This window comes from Paenibacillus sp. fava2 (genome assembly GCF_058313675.1).
In genome coordinates, this window is record NZ_CM177755.1 from 3,745,697 (window position 1) to 3,768,111 (window position 22,415).

At 51.4% G+C, this 22,415-nt stretch carries 22 protein-coding genes; 18 read left to right on the forward strand and 4 right to left on the reverse strand.

The features are described 5' to 3' along the window. Positions 1-45: 45 nt before the first annotated feature. Positions 46-759, reverse strand: coding sequence for a YwiC-like family protein (locus tag AC4G46_RS16130; RefSeq protein ID WP_491123614.1), 714 nt, complete (start codon positions 757-759; stop codon positions 46-48). Positions 760-1,028: 269 nt separating this feature from the next. On the opposite strand from AC4G46_RS16130, the gene AC4G46_RS16135 reads away from it, so the two are divergent. The 6 genes from AC4G46_RS16135 to bshB2 all read left to right on the forward strand — a co-directional run bounded on the left by AC4G46_RS16135 (position 1,029) and on the right by bshB2 (position 4,867). Further along, the gene (locus tag AC4G46_RS16135; protein ID WP_491123615.1) at positions 1,029-1,799 is read left to right on the forward strand and encodes an amino acid ABC transporter substrate-binding protein; all 771 of its coding nucleotides are present in this window, start codon (positions 1,029-1,031) and stop codon (positions 1,797-1,799) included. Between the two features lie 29 nt (positions 1,800-1,828). Further along, positions 1,829-2,488 (forward strand): amino acid ABC transporter permease, encoded by a 660-nt coding sequence (locus AC4G46_RS16140; RefSeq protein WP_491123616.1) that lies wholly within the window; start codon positions 1,829-1,831, stop codon positions 2,486-2,488. A gap of 15 nt (positions 2,489-2,503) precedes the next feature. Then, positions 2,504-3,247 (forward strand): amino acid ABC transporter ATP-binding protein, encoded by a 744-nt coding sequence (locus tag AC4G46_RS16145; protein ID WP_491123617.1) that lies wholly within the window; start codon positions 2,504-2,506, stop codon positions 3,245-3,247. Positions 3,248-3,467: 220 nt separating this feature from the next. Further along, positions 3,468-3,776, forward strand: coding sequence for a hypothetical protein (locus tag AC4G46_RS16150; protein ID WP_491123618.1), 309 nt, complete (start codon positions 3,468-3,470; stop codon positions 3,774-3,776). 48 nt (positions 3,777-3,824) lie between these two features. Beyond that, a complete protein-coding gene (locus AC4G46_RS16155) occupies positions 3,825-4,169 on the forward strand; it encodes a YojF family protein (protein WP_491123619.1) in 345 nt (114 codons plus the stop codon). After that, complete coding sequence (gene bshB2 / locus AC4G46_RS16160) at positions 4,169-4,867, forward strand: bacillithiol biosynthesis deacetylase BshB2 (RefSeq protein WP_491123620.1); 699 nt, start codon at positions 4,169-4,171, stop codon at positions 4,865-4,867. The genes AC4G46_RS16155 and bshB2 overlap by 1 nt, the downstream gene beginning before the upstream one ends. Before the next feature lie 2 nt (positions 4,868-4,869). Here bshB2 and AC4G46_RS16165 read toward each other — a convergent pair whose 3' ends face one another. After that, positions 4,870-6,201, reverse strand: a complete 1,332-nt coding sequence (locus AC4G46_RS16165; RefSeq protein WP_491123621.1) for a uracil/xanthine transporter — start codon at positions 6,199-6,201, stop codon at positions 4,870-4,872. A gap of 131 nt (positions 6,202-6,332) precedes the next feature. Between AC4G46_RS16165 and AC4G46_RS16170 the strand changes: the two genes are divergently transcribed. Then, entirely contained in the window at positions 6,333-7,256 is a 924-nt protein-coding gene (locus AC4G46_RS16170) for a LysR family transcriptional regulator (RefSeq protein ID WP_491123622.1), read from the forward strand. On the opposite strand, the gene AC4G46_RS16175 is transcribed toward AC4G46_RS16170, so the two are convergent. Continuing rightward, positions 7,192-8,568 carry an MFS transporter gene (locus AC4G46_RS16175; protein ID WP_491123623.1) on the reverse strand — a complete coding sequence of 459 codons (1,377 nt, stop codon included), beginning with the start codon at positions 8,566-8,568 and terminating at the stop codon, positions 7,192-7,194. The two genes, AC4G46_RS16170 and AC4G46_RS16175, sit on opposite strands and share 65 nt — an antisense overlap. Positions 8,569-8,680: 112 nt before the next feature. On the opposite strand from AC4G46_RS16175, the gene AC4G46_RS16180 reads away from it, so the two are divergent. The 8 genes from AC4G46_RS16180 (at position 8,681) to AC4G46_RS16215 (ending at position 17,994) form a co-directional block, all read left to right on the forward strand. After that, complete coding sequence (locus tag AC4G46_RS16180; RefSeq protein ID WP_491123624.1) at positions 8,681-9,556, forward strand: LysR family transcriptional regulator; 876 nt, start codon at positions 8,681-8,683, stop codon at positions 9,554-9,556. A gap of 52 nt (positions 9,557-9,608) precedes the next feature. Next, positions 9,609-10,160 carry a GNAT family N-acetyltransferase gene (locus tag AC4G46_RS16185; RefSeq protein ID WP_491123625.1) on the forward strand — a complete coding sequence of 184 codons (552 nt, stop codon included), beginning with the start codon at positions 9,609-9,611 and terminating at the stop codon, positions 10,158-10,160. Between the two features lie 81 nt (positions 10,161-10,241). After that, entirely contained in the window at positions 10,242-12,497 is a 2,256-nt protein-coding gene (locus AC4G46_RS16190) for an ATP-binding cassette domain-containing protein (RefSeq protein WP_491123626.1), read from the forward strand. 269 nt (positions 12,498-12,766) lie between these two features. Continuing rightward, on the forward strand, positions 12,767-13,894 hold the full coding sequence (locus AC4G46_RS16195) for an ROK family transcriptional regulator (RefSeq protein WP_491123627.1): 1,128 nt from the start codon (positions 12,767-12,769) through the stop codon (positions 13,892-13,894). A 295-nt stretch (positions 13,895-14,189) separates the two neighbouring features. Continuing rightward, positions 14,190-15,230: an NAD(P)-dependent alcohol dehydrogenase gene (locus AC4G46_RS16200; RefSeq protein WP_491123628.1), complete on the forward strand. Its 1,041-nt coding sequence runs from the start codon at positions 14,190-14,192 to the stop codon at positions 15,228-15,230. A gap of 265 nt (positions 15,231-15,495) precedes the next feature. Beyond that, positions 15,496-16,239 (forward strand): metal ABC transporter ATP-binding protein, encoded by a 744-nt coding sequence (locus AC4G46_RS16205; RefSeq protein ID WP_491128898.1) that lies wholly within the window; start codon positions 15,496-15,498, stop codon positions 16,237-16,239. Next, a complete protein-coding gene (locus tag AC4G46_RS16210; protein ID WP_491123629.1) occupies positions 16,232-17,074 on the forward strand; it encodes an iron chelate uptake ABC transporter family permease subunit in 843 nt (280 codons plus the stop codon). The genes AC4G46_RS16205 and AC4G46_RS16210 overlap by 8 nt, the downstream gene beginning before the upstream one ends. Then, complete coding sequence (locus tag AC4G46_RS16215) at positions 17,071-17,994, forward strand: metal ABC transporter substrate-binding protein (protein WP_491123630.1); 924 nt, start codon at positions 17,071-17,073, stop codon at positions 17,992-17,994. Before AC4G46_RS16210 ends, AC4G46_RS16215 begins: the two co-directional genes overlap by 4 nt. A 66-nt stretch (positions 17,995-18,060) precedes the next feature. Here the strand turns inward: AC4G46_RS16215 and AC4G46_RS16220 are convergent, their stop codons facing one another. Continuing rightward, positions 18,061-19,305 (reverse strand): beta propeller repeat protein, encoded by a 1,245-nt coding sequence (locus AC4G46_RS16220; protein ID WP_491123631.1) that lies wholly within the window; start codon positions 19,303-19,305, stop codon positions 18,061-18,063. A 175-nt stretch (positions 19,306-19,480) separates the two neighbouring features. On the opposite strand from AC4G46_RS16220, the gene AC4G46_RS16225 reads away from it, so the two are divergent. The 3 genes from AC4G46_RS16225 (at position 19,481) to AC4G46_RS16235 (ending at position 22,390) form a co-directional block, all read left to right on the forward strand. Further along, complete coding sequence (locus tag AC4G46_RS16225; protein WP_491123632.1) at positions 19,481-19,855, forward strand: hypothetical protein; 375 nt, start codon at positions 19,481-19,483, stop codon at positions 19,853-19,855. Between the two features lie 217 nt (positions 19,856-20,072). Beyond that, the gene (locus tag AC4G46_RS16230; protein WP_491123633.1) at positions 20,073-21,311 is read left to right on the forward strand and encodes a glycosyltransferase family 2 protein; all 1,239 of its coding nucleotides are present in this window, start codon (positions 20,073-20,075) and stop codon (positions 21,309-21,311) included. Beyond that, positions 21,308-22,390, forward strand: a complete 1,083-nt coding sequence (locus tag AC4G46_RS16235; protein WP_491123634.1) for a glycosyltransferase family 4 protein — start codon at positions 21,308-21,310, stop codon at positions 22,388-22,390. The genes AC4G46_RS16230 and AC4G46_RS16235 overlap by 4 nt, the downstream gene beginning before the upstream one ends. Positions 22,391-22,415 lie beyond the last annotated feature (25 nt).

A 22,415-nucleotide genomic window follows, 5' to 3' on the forward strand; every position in this document is an offset into this window, starting at 1 on the left:
AATGACCGATAGGGAAGCATCCTTTTCTTGTTTGTCCTGTACTCACTAAAAGTAAAGAATCAGCACTGCAGCGTATAACATGACCGAAAAACCGATTTCCGTGATGCCGGTACGTTTGGCTGTAATTCCCGTCTTGGGCAGGATGGCTGCCCGGAGCAGCAGGATCAGCAGGGGCATAAGCAACGGGGGGAACAGAAGCAGGCCTGCTGCCGCAAACAGCAGATGATAAGCGACGGAGATGTAATAATACCGGGCATTGTTCCGCTCACGGATGATTGTTTTGACATACAGGGCAGTGCCGGTAAAGTATAGCGCCGACAAGAGGAAGAGCTCTGTGGCCGTCCGCCAGCTCTCTCCCTGTCCGACGTAGAAGACCGGATATATAATCAGAGAAAAAGCAATGATCGCTGAAATATCGTTCACCAATGCGCGTTCATTTTTTGTTTTGGCAAAATAGAGATTGACTGCAAAGAGCGGGAGCAGCGGAAGCACAAACCAGATCAGATCAGGCTCGGCGATAATCAGATAGATAACAAACGGCACCAGCAGCAGTCCGTAAAGCTTGAGCGGCTTGGCGTATCGCTGAAATTTCCCGGTCTTGACTCCCTGCAGCAGCGGGAAGCTGAACAGATAGATCAGCAGCCAGCAGATGAACAGCGGGATATGGATGGCTTTTCCCGCGGATGAAGCAATTCCGAACAAAAAGGGAAGGATCAGCATGGCCCAGGCGCCGTGCTGGTTGGGTATATACTTCCTCATAGCATTTTCTCCTCCTACAACAAGGTATCGTGACATGTGTATGTAATATCTGCTTAATCCATTATACCTGCTGAAATGAGAGCGCTATAGTGACCCGGAACACAGCCGAATTTTGCTGTAATTAATTGTTTGCAATTTATCCATTGACAATGGAACTGATCACTCCTTTATCGACGCAATTCACATCGTATGTTATTATGATAGCCTGATAACGTGTTAACGAACTAAAGCGCGTGTGGACATTTAATTTTACTAGGGGGATTAGAGAGATGAGACGCAAGGGAGTATGGATTCTTTTAACAGTAATGATTATAGCAGTGATTGCAGGCTGCTCCGGATCAGGAAAAGATGATAACAAGCTGGTTATCGGGATTGATGACAAGTTCGCGCCGATGGGCTTCCGGGACGAGAACAATGAAATCGTCGGCTTCGATATCGACTATGCCAGGGCTGCTGCCGAAAAAATGGGCAAAGAGGTTACTTTCCAGCCAATCGACTGGTCAGCTAAAGAGTCTGAGCTGAACAGCGGACGTATTGATATGATCTGGAACGGTTACACGATTACTGATGAGCGCAAGGAAAAGGTGCTGTTCACCAGACCCTATCTGGAAAACAGCCAGGTAGTAGTCGTGCTTGCCGATTCCCCTCTGGCCACCCTTGCGGATCTTTCCGGCAAAGAGCTGGGACTTCAGAGCCTGTCGTCCGCAGCTGACGCACTGGATGCAAGCCCAATCAAGGCTGAGGTTGCCGGTGTATCCGAGTTCCCGGATAATGTGCTGGCCTTGACTGACCTGAAATCGGGCCGTCTTGACGGCGTAGTTATTGATGAAGTTGTAGCCAGATACTATATGTCCATTGAGCAGAACACATACAAGCTGCTGGATGAATCCCTCGCCCCTGAGCAATATGGTGTTGGTATCAAGAAGGACAATCAGGCTTTGCTCGATGAGCTGCAGAAGGCGCTGGATGAGCTGAGCAGTGACGGCACAGCCGCCGAAATTTCTACCAAATGGTTTGGCGAAAATAAAGTATTGAACTAGATAGCTTCCTTTAGGAGTCGGTTACAGAAATGAGTATTGATTATATTATCCAGATTGCCGGGCCGATGCTGGAGGGGGCACGCACAACGGTGCTGCTGTTCCTGATTGTTATCGTCCTGTCCATCCCGCTGGGGATGCTGGTCACCCTGATGGCCAAAAGCCGGATTAAGCCGTTAGCCTGGCTGGCCCATACCTATATCTACGTGATGCGCGGCACTCCGCTGCTGCTGCAGCTGCTGTTCTTCTGCTTTGGACTGCCGCAGATTCCGGTCATCGGAGAGTATCTGGTCATGGACCGTTTTGCTGCCGCTGCCCTCGGCTTTATCCTGAACTATGGAGCCTACTTCGCGGAAATATTCCGCGGGGGCCTGCTGTCCATTGACAAAGGACAGCATGAGGCTGCCAAGGTGCTGGGACTCAGCAAATGGCAGACACTGCGCAAGGTTATTCTCGCCCAGATGTTCCGGGTGGCGCTGCCGGCAGTAGCGAATGAGTCGATCACGCTGGTCAAAGATACTGCACTGCTCTATGCCGTAGCCGTACCGGAGCTGCTGAATTATGCAAAGACCGCAGTGAACCGTGACTTTACGGTGACGCCGTTTGTTGTGGCAGGCATTATCTATCTGCTGATGACACTTGTGCTGACGCTGTTCTTCAAGCTGCTGGAGAAACGTTTCAAATTTGAGTAGAAGGGCTGTCCGATTATGAGCAGTATTATAGAAGTAAAACAATTACAGAAATCCTTCGGCAGCCTGGATGTGCTGAAGCAAATTACCTTTGAAGTGAAGCCCGGCGAGGTTGTGGCCGTCATCGGACCTTCCGGCTCCGGTAAAAGCACCATGCTGCGCAGTCTTGTGCATCTGGAAGAGATCACCGGCGGGAGCATCTTCATCCACGGTAAAACGCTGGCCGAGAACGGGAAGTACGCCGGCAGCGCGGCGATCAGGGACATTACCGCAACAATGGGCATGGTATTCCAGCACTTCAACCTGTTTCCGCACCTGACGGTACGGGGTAATTTGGAGCTGGCCCCCAGAACGCTGAAGCGGGAGAGCAGCCAGGTCATTGCTGAGAGAAGCATGGAGCTGCTGACCAAGGTCGGTCTGGCTGACAAGGCGGATGTATATCCGTCCATGCTGTCAGGCGGACAGAAGCAGCGGGTGGCGATCGCCAGAGCACTGATGCTGAATCCGGACATTCTGCTGTTTGACGAGCCGACATCGGCACTAGATCCCGAGCTGACCGGGGAGGTGCTCCGGGTAATCCGCCAGCTGGCTGAGGAGAATATGACGATGATCATTGTGACCCATGAGATGAACTTTGCCCGTGATGTGGCAGACCGGGTATTCTTTATGGACAACGGGGAGATCGCCGAATCCGGAACACCGGAGCAAATCTTCGTCAATCCGCAGCTGGAGCGGACCCGGACTTTTTTGAATCAGGAGTAAACAGAATAAGATTTGAAAGAGTGTGTAGCGGCGGCTATGCACTTTTTTGATATATCAGAAAGGATATATGCGAGGATAATTTGTCATTATCTGCATGAATGAACATGCATTGTTTTGACAGGGAGCACAGGGAATGAGAAAATGGGGTTTCGGGACAGCGGGCTGGAAGGCAATAAAGGCCCTCTTCCGCTGCAGAACTTTGTTCTTTTGGAGGCATAACATGAATCAGCGTTTTTGTATTACCCGTTCCATGCAGGAGGACAACGCGGCACAGGCAATCACTCTGGAGGAATGCAAGCAGTACTTCGCACAGCGGGCTGATTTTGCTTACTCGCAGACTTTTACCGTCAAAGGATCAGAGAGCATTATGACCATTGAGGGGGATTTCTTCATGTGGACTTACGGTGAAACGGAAATTCCTTTCCGGCTGTATTCCGGAGATCTCTATGTGGCGGTAACCGCAGAGGCGGTCGTTCCTTTAATGATTGAGATTGCTACCGATCTTCAGGCAGATATTGTAGAAGGATAATTATGTAGTGCAGTCATCGTGGCATTATAACTAATGAAGGAGAATACTATGCAGCCGATACAACCGCAACATATACAGTCACGGATAAATGAATTATCCGGACAAGATTTATATCTCCATCTTGAGCTTACCTCAGGCGCGTATGCCAATCATTTGGACAGCAGCCGTCATCCGGCCTCCGCTTTTATCAGCAATGCGGTTATCCGTTACACCCAGGGCTCCATCTCCGGCACCGGCCCGTACCGGGTCGGGTTAAAAACCGCACAGGGCTGGATTTACGCCGAAGGGCTTACCCATATAGATGAGCAGGATACACAGCGTCTTATTCTCGCCGGACATGACAGCATGGGCAAGCTGGTCGTCGCCCTGCAACTGAGTCTGGAGGCGTTCTGATGAGGATGGAGGAAGGTACGAACATGAGCAATAATCACACTGATGCTTTGCGCATTCTGGCCGTGTTCCCGCATCCGGACGACGAGTCTTTTGTTGCAGCGGGCACTTTGGCGAAATACATAGCAGGAGGCGCCCAGGTGACCTTTGCCTGTCTTACTCTTGGCGAAATGGGCCGGAATATGGGCATCCCGCCCTTCGCTAACCGGGTTACCCTTCCGGGGATCCGTAAGCGGGAGCTGGAAGACTCCTGCCGTGCAATCGGCATCCAGGACCTAAGAATGCTTGGCTTCCATGACAAGATGATAGAGTTCGAGGACCAGGAGCTGCTGGATGGAACCATTCTGGACATGCTGAAGGAGCTGAAACCTTCGATCGTGATTACATTCTATCCCGGCTACAGCGTACACCCCGATCATGATGCAACCGGGGCAGCTGTCATACGGACCATCGGACTTCTCCCTGCTGGAGAACGGCCGGTTGTCCTGTGCAGTGCTTTCTCCAGCAACCATGAGCAGATGATCGGAAAAGCGGACGTAACCGTAGATATTACCGCATTCCTGTCTTCCAAAATGGCATCCATTCAGTCGCACCGTTCACAGTTTCAGGCAGCGGAGCTTGTGGGCAACCGGGTTCTGACCGAGGAAGAAATCATCAGCCGTTACGGCACGGAACAGTTTTGGACTTACCGGTTTAGTTAAGCTTATTTGGATGCCGGCAGGCTGGAAGCCTTAGGCTCGAATTGGCTCCATGGGACAAGGTTCTCCATCACCAAAGCCAGTATGACACCAACGACCAGCCCGTTGGAAGCGAGCGGAGTCAGCAGCGGCGGGAAGTCGGCAAAGGCGGAGGCGGGAATATTCATGATTCCGATTCCGGTCAATACAGGGAGTGCAACACGATAAATCGTTTTGGAATTAAGTGCGGTGCGGCCAAGGGTATTCAGCGCCGTGCCGAACATTTGCAGATAGGCGACAAACAGCACTGCGCTGCCGACAGACATCGGAAGCAGTGCCAGCCAGCTGCTCAAGGCCGGAATGAGGCCGACCAGCATTAGCAGTGCAGCACCGGTCATCAGGGCAGACCGCCGCAGCACCTTTGTATTCTCAAGAAATCCTATTGAGGAAGCGAACGTGCCGAACGGAATCAGCCCGAAGCAGGCGCCGGCAACCGAGAACAGATTGGTGAACAGCAGCGAGCGGATATACTGCTTCTCTGTAGCCTGCTGCTGATACAACTTATCTGCAGCCAGCAGGCTGGTTAAGGTGTTAGTCATATTAACCAGCCCGGCTAGCAGACCGACCATGACGATGCCTGGCTCAAAGGTTGGCCTGCCCCATGGCATCCATTTCCAGACTGCCATACTTTCCACTGATGCTGTTCCCATGCTTCCAGAGCTGCCGAAGCAGATTACGTAGGCGATCCAGCCTGCTATGATGCCAAGCAGCAGAGAGAACTGACTGAGCTTGCCTTTCGCCTTCAAATGAATAAAGGAAACAAACAGGATAATGACGAGAGACAGGCCGGCAAGCTTTAAATCCCACGTGCCGCCGGCACTATAGCCGATCATGCCTTTAAAGAACGTATTGGCCAGCTGAAAGGTAAGCAGCAGCAGGTAAATGCCCATTACAACCGGTGTAAAGATCCGCTGCAACAGCTTCAGGAAGCCTAGCAGAGCCAGGAGGCTTCCGATCATACCGGCCAGCAGAAAACCGCCGGTCAGACTTGCTGCTACGGACGCGGGATTCATGCCCATCGCAGGAGCGGAGGAGATGATTCCGAGCACCAACCCCCACCAAATGCCGGCAGGACCGTCCATGAGGGCGTAACGGTGTCCCCACACAGCTTGGACAATACATAACAGGCCGGTCAGAATAAAGGAACGCTGCATGGATGCGGTGATGTCAGCTGCGTTCATTCCCAGCGCATGGCCCACTGATAGCGGGACCAGCACTGTGTTGGTAAACAAAAAGAAAAGCCACTGCACGCCTGCGGGCAATAAGCTCAGGTGATCTTTGTACTTGTTCCATTTCATAATTCCATTACCAGCTTTCTGCGTTAATCTTACATAAGCATGGTAACATGGAGTTAACTATATGAATAATATTAAGTTTGTAGCAAAAGTATATGATTATCATATACATTAATGGTAAAGGAGCTGAGCTTATGGATATCAGGCAGCTGCGTTATTTTATTGCCCTTGCGGAGGAACGGCAGGTTACCTCTGCCGCGCTGAAGCTGCACATGTCCCAGCCTCCGCTAAGCCAGCAGCTTAAACTGATGGAGACGGAGCTTGGCGTGCCATTGTTTCACCGCAACGGCCGGCAGCTGGAATTGACCGCTTCCGGCAGGACGCTTTATGAGCATGCCCTGACGATTACCCGCCTGATGGATGAAGCCAAGGCTGAAACCCGTGAGAGCGGACTTGGAATCAGAGGCAAGCTGTCAATTGGGATTAATACCTTGTCTGATTCCCGGCTGCCCGGCGCGCTCAGCCTGTTTCGGGTAAAATACCCGAAGGTAACGTTTAAAATCCAGCAGAATGAAACGAATACGCTGATTCAGCTGGTCCGTGACAAGATGCTCGATCTGGCTATTGTCCGCCTGCCGATAGATCTGGAGGATTTTGACTGTCTGATGCTTGGTGATGAGCCGCTTTATTTTGTTACCGGTGATGCAGAACCCGGCACACTGGCCCTTACGGAGGAAACCGTATCTTACGAAGCAATTGCCGGATACCCGCTGCTTCTTCCGAGTACGGAAGGGCTTGGGCTCTATAACCTGATCCTTGAGCATTTCCGCTCCCGCGGATTATCCCCGGTTATTGTTGGAGAATGTTCTGACATCGGAATGCTTGTTGAGCTGGTATCTTCCGGATTCGGTGCATCGATCCTTCCAGAGACTTCACTTGCCAGACATACCGGCCGGAGCCTCCGTTATTCCCGGATCGATGATCCTTATGCTGTATCCAGCTCCGCCGTAATCTGGCTGAAGCAGCCGTTCCTCAGTAAAGCTGCGGTGAACTTTATCGGATTCTTGCGCGCAGGCGCTGCCGGTTCAGGAATATCAGCAGAAGCGCGATTGCAGTAAGAACAAAGGCAAGCCGCCGTAAGCCGCCTGAGCTGAGCTGCCCGCCCATAATAAGGCCTGTCAGCAGAGAAGACAGGATGGTCCCGAAATATCTTGAGGTATTGAACACACCTGAAGCAACACCGATGATTTCCTTGGGAGAGCTTTGAAACAGGGCGGCCTGCAGGCCGACACCGCTTAGCCCGCTGCTTATTCCGAATGCAGCCAAAGCTATACATATGCTGGCAACCGGCCAGCTTCCGTTCAGCATTACCAGCCACAAAGAGCCGAAGGTCATCAGTAGAGCAGACAGCATGAGGGCCGGCCCCGGACCAGAGCGGTCTACCCATCGTCCTGCAAACGGGGCTGCTGCAAGCGAGCACAGGCCGAGACTCAGCATCAGAATACCTGTCTGAAAGACACTGACTTGCTGTACTGCCTGCAGATAAGAGGGCAGTCCGAAGAAGAGCGCATAATACAGCACGTTAACCAGCATGTACTCTACATTAACCCGGGTCATTGCCGGGTAACGGGCAAAGGTGCGCAGGGGGATAAAGGGCGAAGCCGTTCTCAGCTCATGTATTACAAAACCGGCAAGCAGCGTAAGTCCGCCTAGAGCCGTAAGGATCTGCCAGGATGCGGCGGCTCCGGAGGACTCAAGGGACAGCACACCAAGGAGCAGGGATGTCAGACCGGCTGCAAACAGTACAATTCCTTTGACGTCCAGGATTTCCAGCCATTTGGAGAGAGGTCTGCCTTTTACCGCTGAAACCTCCGGGCGATCCGCAGGAATACTCCGCCAGGCCAGCGCAAAGCCGGCAGCCGTGAATGGAATATTGACCCAAAAAACCGCCTCCCAATCCCACCACCCGATAATAACTCCTCCAATAAAAGGTCCGACTGCCGCAGCGCCTGATAAAAAGACGGACAGTACAGACAGGGCGGCAGCCTGGTTCTCCTTGATATGTATCCGCACAATGGCCATACCGACCGCAACCATCATGCTTGTCCCGATGGACTGGATAATACGGCAAACGATCAGCCAGCCAAACCCCGGCGAGAAGGGAGCCAGCATAGAGGCTGCGAAGGCAACCACCAGTCCGGCAAGAAAAATGCGCCGCCGGCCGAACAGGTCGCTGGCTTTGCCCATGACCGGCTGGGCGACACTGCTGGCGATATAAAAAGCAAAAACAACCCACGATACAGCAGTATAATCCAGCTGGTAGACTTCCTGAAGTCTGGCTAGTGCGATTGAAATCATTGATGAGTTCAAGGGATTAAGCAGGACCCCCAATCCAACCGCTATTAATAACCACCTGTTACGGTTTTTCATTTCAGTGTCCTCCTAGTTACTAAAGTAATATTATCGTAAAGGAAAAGTGTTATTTACTCCAATGCATTTTATGTTATGATTTCATTGACTATAAGGAATGAAAGGAGGCGCTATGGAGCTTCTGCAACTACAGTATTTCGTAACGGTAGCCCGGCTTGAGCATGTAACGGAAGCTGCGCAGAGCCTGCATGTTACGCAATCCTCTCTGAGCAGAACCATTGCCCGGCTGGAGGAGGATCTTGGTGTCCCGCTCTTTGACCGTAACGGCAGGCGGCTGAAGCTGAATGATTACGGCAGCAGATTTCTGCTGCGTGCAGAGCGCGCCTTATTTGAGTTAGCCCAGGGCAGGCAGGAGCTGCAGTATCTTGCCGATCAGGAGCCCGCTACGCTGGAGCTCGCTGTAACAGCAGCAAGCGCACTCCCCAATATTCTGCGGGCCTTCCGGCACAAGCGGCCGGATATTCATTTTCATGTGCAGATGCTTACAACCATAGAGATGACTGACTGCCTGCTGAGGGGAGAAGTAGACTTCTGCCTGTCTTCGCCATCCTTTGAAGCGGAGGAGATTGAGACCCGGATTGTATATCATGACCCGCTTCTGGTTGCAGTGCCAAGAGGGCATAGGCTCGCAGACCGCTCAGCTATTGAATTGTCTGAACTGAAGGATGAATGGTTTGTGGGTGTCAAAAAGGGATACGGAACCCGGGATCTGGCTGATTCCGTATGCAGCGCAGAGGGATTTACACCGCATTATGTGTATGAGGGGGATGAGCCTTCAAGGCTGATCCAACTGGTAGAAGCTGAAATCGGCATTGCGTTTATTCCCGGTACTGCGAAGGATTCACGCGGTGCGGTCAGCTATCTGCAGGTAAATAACGATAAGCTGGTGCGGGAAATTGCTCTGCTGTGGAACAAGGGGCGTTATCTTTCACCGGCCGCCTGCGAATTCCGTGAGGTTGCGATCGGGTATTTTGCAGCACTAGAGTAGGTATATCAGAATTAGTCAGATTAATTATTATTTTTGCAGGGTGGTGCAGACAGTGGACAAGACAGAGCAAGCGGAGCAGCGGATTTACGTCCGATTCCCCCAGGAGACGGATGCTGCAGCGTTAACCGATATTTACAAGCGTAACCGGGCGTTTTTTGAGAAATATTCACCGAATGCGATTGACGAGTTCTATACAGAGGATTATCAGCTTCAGCTGATAGCGAACAGCAGGTCAGACCGTGAAACGGACCGGAGGTATGATTTTGTAGTATGCCACCGGGAGGACGGCCGGATTATCGGCAGTGTTGGCCTGTCTTTTGTGGTAAGAGGGGCGCTGCAGAGCTGTATGATCGGCTACAGCCTGGATCAGGAGTTTAACGGCCGGGGATACATGACTGAAGCGGTTAAAATAGTCGTGAAATACGCCTTCGAGGAGCTGAAGTTTCACCGGATTACAGGTGAGGCCTCTCCCAAGAACCCCGGCTCGATCCGGGTCCTGGAAAAGGCAGGATTTCACCAGGAAGGCCTTGCCCTCCGTAATGTAAAAATCAACGGCGTGTGGGAGGATCATCAGGTGCTCGCTATATTAAATCCCGCAGACTGATTGTGACCGGGTTTTGTTTGGCTGCAGATGATACAATAGCAATGTCAGCGAAAACGAACATCAACCGGAGGGATGCTTAACATGAGCGGGTCTAATCAGGAGTATATCGTCATATCAGGTGCGAGGGAAAATAACCTCAAAAATGTATCCTTGCGCATACCCAAGCGGAAGATTACGATCTTTACCGGTGTCTCGGGCTCCGGGAAATCCTCAATTGTTTTTGATACGATTGCTGCGGAATCTTCGCGTCTGCTGAATGAGAACTTCAGTATGTTCGTGCGCACCTTCCTGCCGAAGTTTCCGCAGCCGGATACCGATGCTATTGAAAATCTGAGCATGGCGGTCATTGTGGATCAGAAACGGCTGGGCGGAGGCTCCCATTCCACCATGGGTACGATCACTGATATTTCTCCGATTCTGCGTCTGCTGTTCTCCCGGGTGGGCCAGCCGCATATCGGAGGGGCGAACAGGTTCTCCTTCAATGATCCTCAGGGAATGTGCCCGGAATGCAGCGGTATCGGCCGCAGGCTTGGGGTCGATATGGATAAGGCGCTGGATTTGTCACAATCACTGAACGAGGGCGCTATTCTGTTGCCGGACTATTCAGTAGGCGGCTGGGAGTGGAATATGATCGTCCAGGCCGGAGATTTTGACCTTGATAAACGGCTGAGCGACTATACAGAGGCTGAGCTTGACCAGCTGCTGTACGCCAAAGCCAGAAAGGTAAAGATGGATTTCGCAGGCAAAGCTACCAATATTACTGTGGAAGGCGTCATCGAGAAATTTACGGGCAAATACATCAGACAGGATGTCAAAATGAAATCCGAGCGCACCCAGAAGATGGTCGCCCCCTTCATTACCGAAGGCCCGTGTCCAAGCTGTCGCGGAGCAAGACTAAGCCAGGCGGCACTCGGCTGCCGGATCAACGGTTACAACATTGCCGAGCTGTCATCGATGGAGGTCGGCAGGCTGATCCTTACCATACAGGAGATCGGTGATCCTGCGGCAGCTCCGGCAGTCAAAGCGCTGACCGGACGGCTGCAGCATCTGGTGGATATCGGGCTTGATTATCTGACACTGGACAGTGAGACGGATACCCTGTCCGGCGGAGAGTCCCAGCGGGTCAAGATGGTGAAGCATCTCAGCGGAAGTCTGGTGGATGTTACCTATATCTTTGACGAGCCGAGTGTCGGATTGCATCCCCGTGACGTTCACCGCCTGAACGAGCTGCTGCAGAAGCTGCGAGATAAAGGAAATACGGTCATCGTCGTTGAGCATGATCCGGATGTCATCAAGGTGGCCGATCATATCGTGGATGTCGGGCCGAATGCCGGAAGCCGCGGAGGCAGCATTGTCTACGAAGGCAGCTACGAGGGTCTGCTGGAGTCAGGAACGTTAACGGGTGCACATCTGAAACGCCAGCTGCAATTGAAGCAAAAGTACAGGCAGGCTACCGGCAAGCTGCCGGTGGGAGAGGCTTCCCTGCATAATCTGCAAAAGGTCTCCGTGGATATCCCGGCAGGGGTTTTGACGGTAGTGACCGGGGTTGCCGGTTCAGGTAAAAGTACACTGATTAATGATGTCTTTCTCAGCAGCCACCCGGAGGCTATCGTAATTGACCAGTCGGCTATAGGCGTATCCACCCGATCCAATCCGGCAACCTACACCGGAATCATGGATGATGTGCGCAAGGCGTTTGCCAGTGCCAACAAGGTCAGTCCCGGCTTGTTCAGCTTCAACTCCAAAGGAGCCTGCGAGAACTGCCAGGGTCTTGGTGTGGTCTATGCCGAAATGGCCATTCTGGATACGATAAAGCTGCCATGTGAAGTGTGCGGCGGAAGACGCTTCAAGGAAGAGGTACTGGCTTACAAGCTGAACGGCAAATCGATTGCTGAAGTGCTTGAGATGACCGTGGAGCAGGCTCTGGAATTCTTCGAGCTGAAGGAGGTCCGGCGCAAGCTGCAGGCGCTGAGCGATGTCGGGCTGACCTACATTACGCTCGGACAGCCGCTCAGCACCCTGTCAGGCGGGGAGTGCCAGCGGATCAAGCTGGCCAGTGAGCTGCACAAGCAGGGCAGTATTTATGTGATGGACGAGCCGACGACCGGGCTGCACATGTCCGATATCGGTCACCTGCTGGAGATCATGGACCGGCTCGTGGACGCCGGTAACACTGTGATCGTCATCGAGCATAATTTGGAGGTCATCAGCCAGGCTGACTGGATCATCGACATGGGGCCGGACGGCGGCAGCCGGGGCGGGCAGGTCGTGTACGAAGGTACGCCTGACCGGATTCAGGAAGCCGCAGAATCCATTACCGGTAAGTACTTGAGTTAAAATGGACTGGATAGCCCGATCTGAACTGCCTGCTTCTGCTGGCGGCTTAGATCGGGCTATTTTGCGCCGGTATACCGATGATCATATCTGCTTTTTAGTATTAGGTGCCGGATTATCAATTAATTGAATTGTAATTGAACCTTGCAGATTAGTGTAGTGAAAACATTCACAAAATAAGCTCCTGATCGTTGCAAATCCGGATTAACATAGATTATGATGAAAATAGCACATTATAGAAATACATTTATAAAAGCCGGAGGATTTGCACAATGGCGGCACAACGCTTAAACAGCATGGATGTCAAAAAAATGAACCGGAATGCGATCTACCGTTACCTGAACAACCATCCATCGACTTCCATTCAGGAGATTGCTTCGGCAGTTAATCTGAGCCTTCCGACGGTTACCCAGAATCTCAAGGAACTGCAGGAACGTGATCTGATTATAGAGACCGGGTTGTTTGAATCTACAGGAGGACGGAAGGCAAAGGCCATGGCCTGCAACAGTGTGGCAAAATACAGCATCGGTCTGGATGTTACGCGGAATCACGTCGGAATAGTCGCCATAGATCTCAGCGGAAAAATGGTGAAGAATGTCCGGCACCAGTTTCCATTTGCCAATTCAGAGACTTACTTTCAGGGAGTAGGCAGGCTGGTGGACGAATTTGTAGCTGAATGTGCCATAGACAGCAGCAAAATCCTTGGTGCAGGCATAGCACTGCCCGCGATTCTCGAGGCTGACCGCCAGACGGTCAGCTATGCTACGGTCATCGATTTTAAAGGGGGGAATGTCCGGCAGTTCGCGGAGCATATCCCGTACACCTGTGTATTTAGCAACGATGCCAATGCAGCAGGATTCGCCGAATTATGGGGGGAGCAGGACCTCAATAATGTCGTCTATCTCTCGCTGAACAACAGTGTAGGCGGCTCCATTATCGTCGATAACCAGATTTACACCGGCCAGAATCACCGCAGCGGAGAATTTGGCCATATGACCATCGTACCCGGAGGCCATACCTGTTACTGCGGTCAGAAGGGCTGTGTCGATGCTTATTGCTCGGCCCGCATCCTCTCGGACAGCACACAGGGCAGCATCTCTGAATTCTTCCGGCTGCTGCGCACCGGTCAAGAGCCGCAGAAATCGCTCTGGGAAGCGTATCTTGTCTATCTTGTGGTGACGATCAACAATCTGCGGATGCTCTATGATTGCGATGTGATCCTTGGCGGATACGCCGGAGCGTACATGGAGGAATACATCGACCTTCTTCAAGAACGCGTAGCGGGTAAGAATACCTTCGAGGCAGACGGCTCTTATCTGCGAGTCTGCAAATACAAGCTGGAGGCAACTGCAGTAGGCGCAGCGCTGGAGCTTGTTGCCGGGTTCATCGACAGCATCTGATGCGCGGGAACAAACTTCGTTTGCGCTATAAATGTTCATAAACAAGTCCCAGACATAGCGGAAATGTGCCGGAATAACGGTGCGGTCCGCTATCGGTTGGGGCTTATTTGTGTCTGTTATAAAGACAAAAATGAATCCGCTTACAGTTCTTGTTAAATTCTGTTGACAGCAAAAAAATTCTGGCTATAATCTTAAATAAAGGTGTTTTATAAAAGGGTATTATCAAACTTCGGATTGCCGGTGAGATTACAGTTTTCTGTGACGGGACCGTTGTAATAACGGGAGGAGAGATCTAATGAAGAACAGAGCTTTTTATATGACCGGACTCAAGAAAATGGAAATGAGAGAAATCGAAATGCCGGTGCCTGCTGAAGGCGAGGTTATCGTCAAGCTGGATTATGTGGGGATCTGCGGCTCGGATGTGCATTATCTGGAGCATGGCCGGATCGGTGATTTTGTGGTCGAAGGGGATTTTATCCTGGGTCATGAGTGTGCGGGTAAGGTGGTTCAGCTTGGCTCCGGGGTGAAGCATCTTCAGGTTGGTGACCGGGTAGCGCTGGAGCCGGGAATTACCTGCGGACAATGCGAGTTCTGCAAGAGCGGGAAGTATAATCTGTGTCCTGATGTACAATTTCTCGCGACCCCGCCTTATCACGGCTGTCTGACGGATTATATCGCATTCCCGGAAAATATGGCATTCAAGCTCCCGGACAACGTCTCACCGGAAGAAGGTGCACTGGTTGAACCGCTTTCTGTGGGACTGCATGCTGCAGCGCAAGGCGGCATCAAGCTGGGCGATCGTGTCGTGATTCTGGGCGCAGGCTGTATCGGGCTTGTCACGCTGCTGGCCTGCAAAGCTTTCGGTGCTACGGACATCGTCGTAGTCGATATTATCGAGAAGCGGCTGGAAGCGGCCAAGCGCCTTGGTGCTACGCAGGTTATCAATGCCAGACATGAGGATGTGCTCGCGGTAATCACTGCACTGACGGATGGAGCAGGCATGGATAAAGTAATCGAAACTGCCGGTAGTGAGCATACGGTTAAACAGACGCCTTATCTGGTTAAACGGGGTGGCAGCATTGTACTTGTGGGCCTGGCGGCCAAGGATATCATTGACTTTGATTTTATGCAGATTATGTTCAAAGAGGCTGACATCAAATCAGTCTTCCGTTACCGCAACCTGTATCCGGCCGCAATCGGTGCGATTTCAGGCGGCAAAATCGATGTCAAAGGCATCGTTACGCACGAGTTCAGCTTCGAGGAGTCCCAAAGAGCATTTGATTACGTCATCGATAACAAAGAAGAGGTTGTTAAGGCCGTTATCAGGATGGGATAAATCCATTCGGAGTATTCATTTTTTACTTCTGTAAGCCCAGTCCGTCGAATTGACGGGCCGGGCTTTTTTTACGCTGCAGCTATAACGATATTTTTAGAGATCCGAAAAAATTAAAATAATATTGACTTTTTTCTCTGGGTTAAATATATTGTACCTAAGAATAAAAGTTTCCCACAGGAAACAAAAGTTGTATAGAGAAATACTTTTAACCGACTAGAAAATAGTTGCGAATGAAAAAGTTCATCGGACAGGAGAGAATACTGTGATCGAAATTAAAGACCTGAATGTTGACTATTTCGGCAACCCGGTACTGGAAGACATCAATCTTGACATTCCCCTTGGCCATTCGGTCGGGATTATCGGGCCCAACGGCGCCGGCAAATCAACCTTTATCAAGGCGCTGCTGGAGGTGGTCAAAAAGCGCAGCGGTACAGTCAAAGTGGAGGGCAGGCTGATATCCGGCTACAGGCGCAACATCGCCTACGTACCGCAAAAGAACGACATCGACCTTTCTTTCCCGATAACCGTCCGGGATACAGTGCTGACCGGTACTTATCCAGGACTGAAGCTGTTCCGGCGTCCCGGCAGACGAGAGCAGGAAACCGCTGAGCGCTGCATGGCAATGGTGGATATCGCAGATCTGGCGAACAGGCAGATCAGTAATCTGTCGGGGGGACAGCTGCAGCGTGTGTTTATAGCCAGGGCGCTGGCCCAGCAGGCGGAGGTTTTTTTCCTCGACGAGCCGTTTGTCGGCATTGATCTGGTCAGTGAGACGATAATCGTCAAGCTGCTCAAGCAGCTGCGGGCAGAGGGCAAGACCATCCTTGTCGTTCATCATGACCTGCATGAGGTCGAGGACTATTTTGACAAAATCATCATTCTCAATAAAAGGCTGATTGCCTTCGGCGATGTTGGCGATACGTTCACCACCGAAAATATCCGCAGAGCGTATGGAGCTTCCTTAGGCAATGTGATCATCAGAGGGGCAGGGGGTGAGGCGCATGATTAATCTTTTATCAGACTGGCTGGACATTCCCGTGTATGCCCTTAACGCCGGACTGTCGGCGGTTATCCTTGGCATTGTGTCAGGGGCGCTGGGCAGCTTTATCGTACTCCGCAAAATGTCGCTGATGGGCGATGCCTTATCCCATGCCGTTCTCCCCGGGGTCGCGCTATCGTATATACTGGGCATCAACATTCTGCTGGGTGCATCCCTGTTCGGATTGCTGGCAGCCATTCTCATTCAATTTATAACCAGCCGCAGCAATATCAAAAGCGATACATCCATCGGCATCATTCTCAGCTCCTTTTTCGCACTTGGCATCGTTCTGATTACCTTTGCGCGGAGCGGGCTTGACCTGACGCATATCCTGTTCGGCAACATTCTGGCGGTTCCGAAGTCTGAGCTTACCCAGTCTTTTATCATCATGCTGGTTGTCATTGCTATTATTACGTTGTTATATAAAGAGCTGCTGATCAGCTCATTTGATCCGGTGGTAGCCAAGGCTTACGGGCTGAAGACAGGCTTTTATCATTATCTGCTGATGATGCTGCTCTCTGTAGTTACCGTATCTTCGTTGTCACAGGTCGGCATCGTTCTGGTTATTGCCATGCTGGTTATTCCGGCAGCTACCTCGTATTTGTGGACCAAGACGCTGTTTCACATGATTATGCTGGCCTCGGCGGTTGGCGCCGTATCCGGGATTGCTGGTGTCATCGTGAGCTTCCGGTATAATCTGCCGACAAGTGCCACAATTGTACTGGTGGGCATGGCCCTGTTTGCGGTTTCCTTTATCTTATCGCCCAAAAACAATTTCCTCGGGAAAGGATGGAAGACACGATGAAAAAAATTATGCTGCTGCCGCTTTCTCTGCTGCTCCTGTTGCTTGCCGCCTGCTCCAATACAACCGCCGGAGGAGGGGAGGAGAAGGATAAGCTCCAGATTGTAGCAACCTATTCCATCATCGCGGATATGGCCGAGAATATTGCCGGCGATAAGGCAGATGTATATAGCCTTGTCCCAGTCGGAACCGATCCGCATATGTATGATCCGCTGCCTGCGGACACAAGCAAGGTTTCCGGGGCAGACCTGATCTTTTATAACGGCCTCAATCTGGAGACAGGAAAAGGGTGGTTCCAGGATCTGCTCGATGTAACCAATAAAAACGATGTCTCGTTTGCTCTGACCGAAGCAGTGACTCCGATCTATCTGACGGAAAAGGGCAAGGAATCACAGGTTGACCCCCATGCCTGGCTGGACATACAGAATGCAGTTAAATATGTAGCAATCATAACTGAACAACTAATTAAACAGGATCCTGGCAACGAAGCATACTACCAGAGCAATCAGGAAAAATACGTTGCTGAGCTGAATGAGCTGGATCAGTATGCAAAGGATGCTGTGCAGCAGCTTCCTCAGGATAAACGCATTCTGGTGACAAGCGAAGGGGCATTTAAATACTTTTCGCAGGCATATGGACTCGAGTCCGCTTTTATCTGGGAGATCAATACCGACAGCCAGGGAACACCGGAGCAGATGAGCCGCATTATCGGGATTATCGAAGATAACAGCATTCCGGCGCTGTTCCTCGAGACGAGTGTAAACCCTAAGACAATGGAGACGGTTTCTGCTGAGACGGGAGTGCCGATTCATTCCAGAATTTTCACGGATTCGGTCGCCAAGGAAGGTGAAGAAGGGGATACTTACCTTGGGATGATGCAGTGGAATATCGACAAGGTCGTTGAAGGTTTATCAGGACAATAACAGTTATCTGTATATCAAAATAAACAAGACCGCGCCTTATGCATGTGCGGTCTTGTTGTTATGTCCTCATGTGATCACAATATTCGAATAGCCGGCTGTAATGTTCAGTGATCCTGAGTTGGTGTCCGTCCAGATTCCGATATATCCTCCGGGCGGTACCGACATAATGTCAATATAGTCACCGATCAGAGGTACCGGAGTCGGACTGCTTCCATTCGGATTAAAGGAAGTGTTGGTGATTCTCGTGTTGGTGAAGTTCTGGCCGCCGTTGATTGAACGGGCCACATATACATCAAGCAAGAATCCGTTTACCTGGTTACTGTAATAGATGATATTGACTACACCGAGCAAGGGGTCAACATCAATGGCCGGGAAGAAATTCTGCGATCCGGCAGGGGCGCCGGTGATGCTTACCGGACTCGACCAATTTATTCCGCCGGAATCAGAGAACGACATAAAGATGTCGGAGTAGCCCTGCCGGAAATCCTGCCAAACGGCATAGGCACGACCGGAAAACTGCCCGCTGGAACGGTCGGTCGATACATTGGCAAAGGTCAGTACTCTGAAGGCATAGCCTGGCACCGGAAGTACTGTAGGAACCGGAACAATAGGAGAGACAAGAACCGGTGCAGCGAAGGTAGAGGCTCCATCCTGAGAGGTTCTGATGACAAACCGGTATGTCGGGTTTACTGTTACCCAGGCGGCATAGACATTGCCGACCAGATCCACCGCCACATCCGGACGCTCCACCTGATCCGCATCGCTTGACAGCAATATCGGCTGGTTCCAGGTCGCTCCCCCATCCTGCGAGCGGCTGAGGAATGCCGTTGAATTCCCGCCATTTTCAACATTGAACTGGTGATTGTAGGTGACATAGATGTTGCCCAGATAAGGGCTGGACTGCCCGACATCGATAAGCACATTCGTCTCATCATTATTAATGTAGGTTCCGAATCCCCTGTTAACAATGACGGGCGGGCTGAAGGTGACCCCGTTATCGATAGAAGTATAAATTACTGATGTTCCATCCGAGGCACCCGGGAACACATGGGCCGTTACTACAAAAGTATTCGGAAAGCCGTAAGCAACATAGGGGGCTTCGGCTCCGGTGAAACCGGGTGGCAGCGGCAGTGTGGCAGATGTCCAGTTAGCCCCGCCGTCCAGAGACCGGTATACCCCGGTCTGGGGAGTTCCTGAAGTAGTATCCACTGCAACAGCAACCATAACCTGCGGAAGCAGGAGATTCACGGCTATAGCAGGCTCAAACTTCGGAAATACCCCGCTGGTGACCTCAAAATTGAAATTCGTCAACAAAACACCCCTCCCGGTACATACAGCTGTTTTATACATCATATGGTCATTCGCAGATTTAGAGTGTGCATTCGAACAGACAAAGAATAATCCATGATTGCCCCGAGTCTCCTGACTCAATTCATCTGCTGCAGGCTCGAATAGAATGATAGAAAACAGGAAGGGAGTGAACAGCATGCCTTATACTACAGGAATTATAACGAACACCCGTGTTACCGGCACTGCGGCCAGTTTTATTGCCGTCAGCTCCCGTAACCTTAGCAGTGCGGTAGCAACGGTAGTGGTTGAAATCTTTGCCGTACCGACGTCGACCCTTACGCTGACCCCGATCTATGTCTCCAGCTATACGGTGCCGGCATTTACTGCCGATATCAGAGAATTCTTTATCGCCGGCAACGTTGCATATGAAGTGCAAATAGACAACACCGATCCATTATCAGTCGTTGCCTTCTCTTCCTACGGCCTCGACGAGTCTGGAAATCTGGTCCTGGAACAGCGGGTGCTGCAGTCAGAATTCACAGAAATAGCAGCCTTTTCGCTGCCAATTTAGTCCTGCCTGCGCTAGCCGCCACAGCGGATTCTGTCTTGAACCCAAGACGGATCCGCTTTTTGGGCTGTTTCCGGGCTCCCCGCAAAGTACCTGAGCCGGTATACAAGAAAAACCTCACTTTGTGGGGTTATTTTGGTATGCTAGGGCGATTCACACAGGCAATCCGCTGATTTCACAATAGACTAATGACAAAGCTGTTTATAAGGGGGAGGATGGATTGACGGATGTTGGAATTGTGATGCCGGTGTATATCCAGAATCCGGATTTCCTGCGGCTGGCGCTGGAGTCTGTCTTAAAGCAATCGTTCACGGGATTCAGGCTTGTTGTTGTCATTGACGGGGCCATGGACATGCAGCCGCTGGTGAAGCGGTATACGGCCGGCGACCCGCGGGTCACCATTATCTCATATCCGGATAATGCAGGCGTGGCACACGCACTGAACACCGGATTTGATCTGCTGTTCAATGACCCGAAGATCAGGTATTTGACCTGGGTTTCCAGTGACAATATTTATGATCCGGATTATCTGATGGTGCTGCGCAGGCCACTTGCCAAGGGATCCCCGGAGCTTGGGCTTGTCTACAGCTCTTTCAGAACTATTGATAATGACGGCAGGCAGCTGGATGACGAGCATAAGCTGGCGGCACTGCGGCAATATCAGGGGCAGTCTAAGGAAAAACTGCTTGACTCTTCGATTATCGGTGTATCGTTCATGTATAAAGCGGATGTTGCCAAAAAAACTGGCGGTTACCGCATGCAGCCGGTGGAGGATTATGATTATTGGCTGCGGCTGGAGGAGCATTGTGACATCCGGTTCCTGCCGGTGGAGCTGATGGATTACCGGGTTCATTCTTCTCACAGCGTCTCTGCCCAGTTAACCAGCGTGGAGAATCACCGGAAATGGAGATATACCTACCATCTGACCCGGCTTCAGGCCCGCAGCCGCCGCGGGATCCAGCCTGCACTCACCATACTGTACCCTGTGCTTGCACCAGATCCACATCATATTTATGCACTCGAGAACATATATGAACAGACATTCAGCAACTATATTTTCAAGATTATAGATTTGTCTCCTGACAACCAGGCTACAGCCGGACTAGAAAATATCAGCCACCCCATCACCGAGTTTGTCTGGCTGCCGGGAGCCTCGGTCGAACATGCGCTTTACCGGATGCTGCTGGGAGTTGAAACACCTTATACGGTGCTGTTCGGTCCGCAGCTGTTTATCGCCTATATGGATATCGAGTATCTGATGACCGGCCTTATCAAGCATGGGGAGACCTCTATCTCCAATTACTATACGGAGGACCACTCCCGGATCGGTTACCGCAGCAGGGGTGTTCCCTCGGTGAAGCCGAAGCTGAGTAATGAGCTGTTCAAAACCGAAGCATTGCTTGAATTGTATCAACAGAACATGGATCAAAATCATCCCGAAAATGAGTGGTTGCGATGAAAATACTGTTTACGTTCTATAACCCGAGCGGAGGGATGGAAACGTTGAACCGGATCCGCTGTGAAGCCTTGGCTGCCAGGGGGATCGAATGCCATCTGCTGTATACCCATCCGGGGGAAGGGCAGAAGAATATCCGGAATATTCCCGTCCATATCATCCGCAAGGATGAAGCGCTCATGAATCTGCTGGCTGCCCATGCCTTCGATCTGATTGTGGTATGTACGGATATTGATCTGGCAGTGAGAATCCGGCAGCATGGCTATACCGGACTGCTCGTCTTTGAACTTCAGGGACTCGGTCAAATCGAGGAAGCAAGGATGGTCCTCGCCGACTTCGCGGCACGGATCAGGCAATATACCAATGCGCTGCTGTATCCGGAGACTGCACATTTACAGCAGCTCCTGATGGAGCATCTGCCGGAGATGCCGCACTTCTGCTTCGATGACCCTGTGGGTCTCGCTAATTTTGAATATACAGCTTATCCTGCAAGGAAATACCCGGTGTTAGCCTGGGTTGGCCGCCTGCAGAAGAACAAGAACTGGAAGGAATTTCTGCAGATTGGCCTTCAGCTGCTGTATATTCAGCCTCAGCTGTACCTTTGGATGTTCCAGGATGATACATTGTTCGATCCGGAGGAAAAAGCAGCCTTTGAGCAATTTGTCGGCGAGACAGGTCTGGCTTCAAGGCTGATTCTGTATTCCAATGTCCCTCATGAGCATATGGCGGATTATATGAGCATTATCGGAGATTCCGGAGGACTGTTATGCTCGACCTCGATTCTTGAGGGCTTCGGCTATGCCGTTGGGGAAGCGATGCTGTGCCGCTGTCCGGTGCTGTCCAGCGACTCCGACGGCATCCGCAGAATGGTTATCCATAATATGACCGGGAAAATATACAGGGTAGGCCAAATTCATGACGCTGTATCCGCTGCAGTTTCCTTAATGTTCGACCAGCCTCTGAGGGCTTCCATCCGCAAGAAGGGGGAGCAGCATATCCGCCGCAATCTCAGCCCGGAGCTGTACGTATCCAGATTCCTGAAGATGTACAGGACACTTGCCGCCAAGGCTGGAACTCGTTAACGAAAAATCAAACCTTCATTATAGA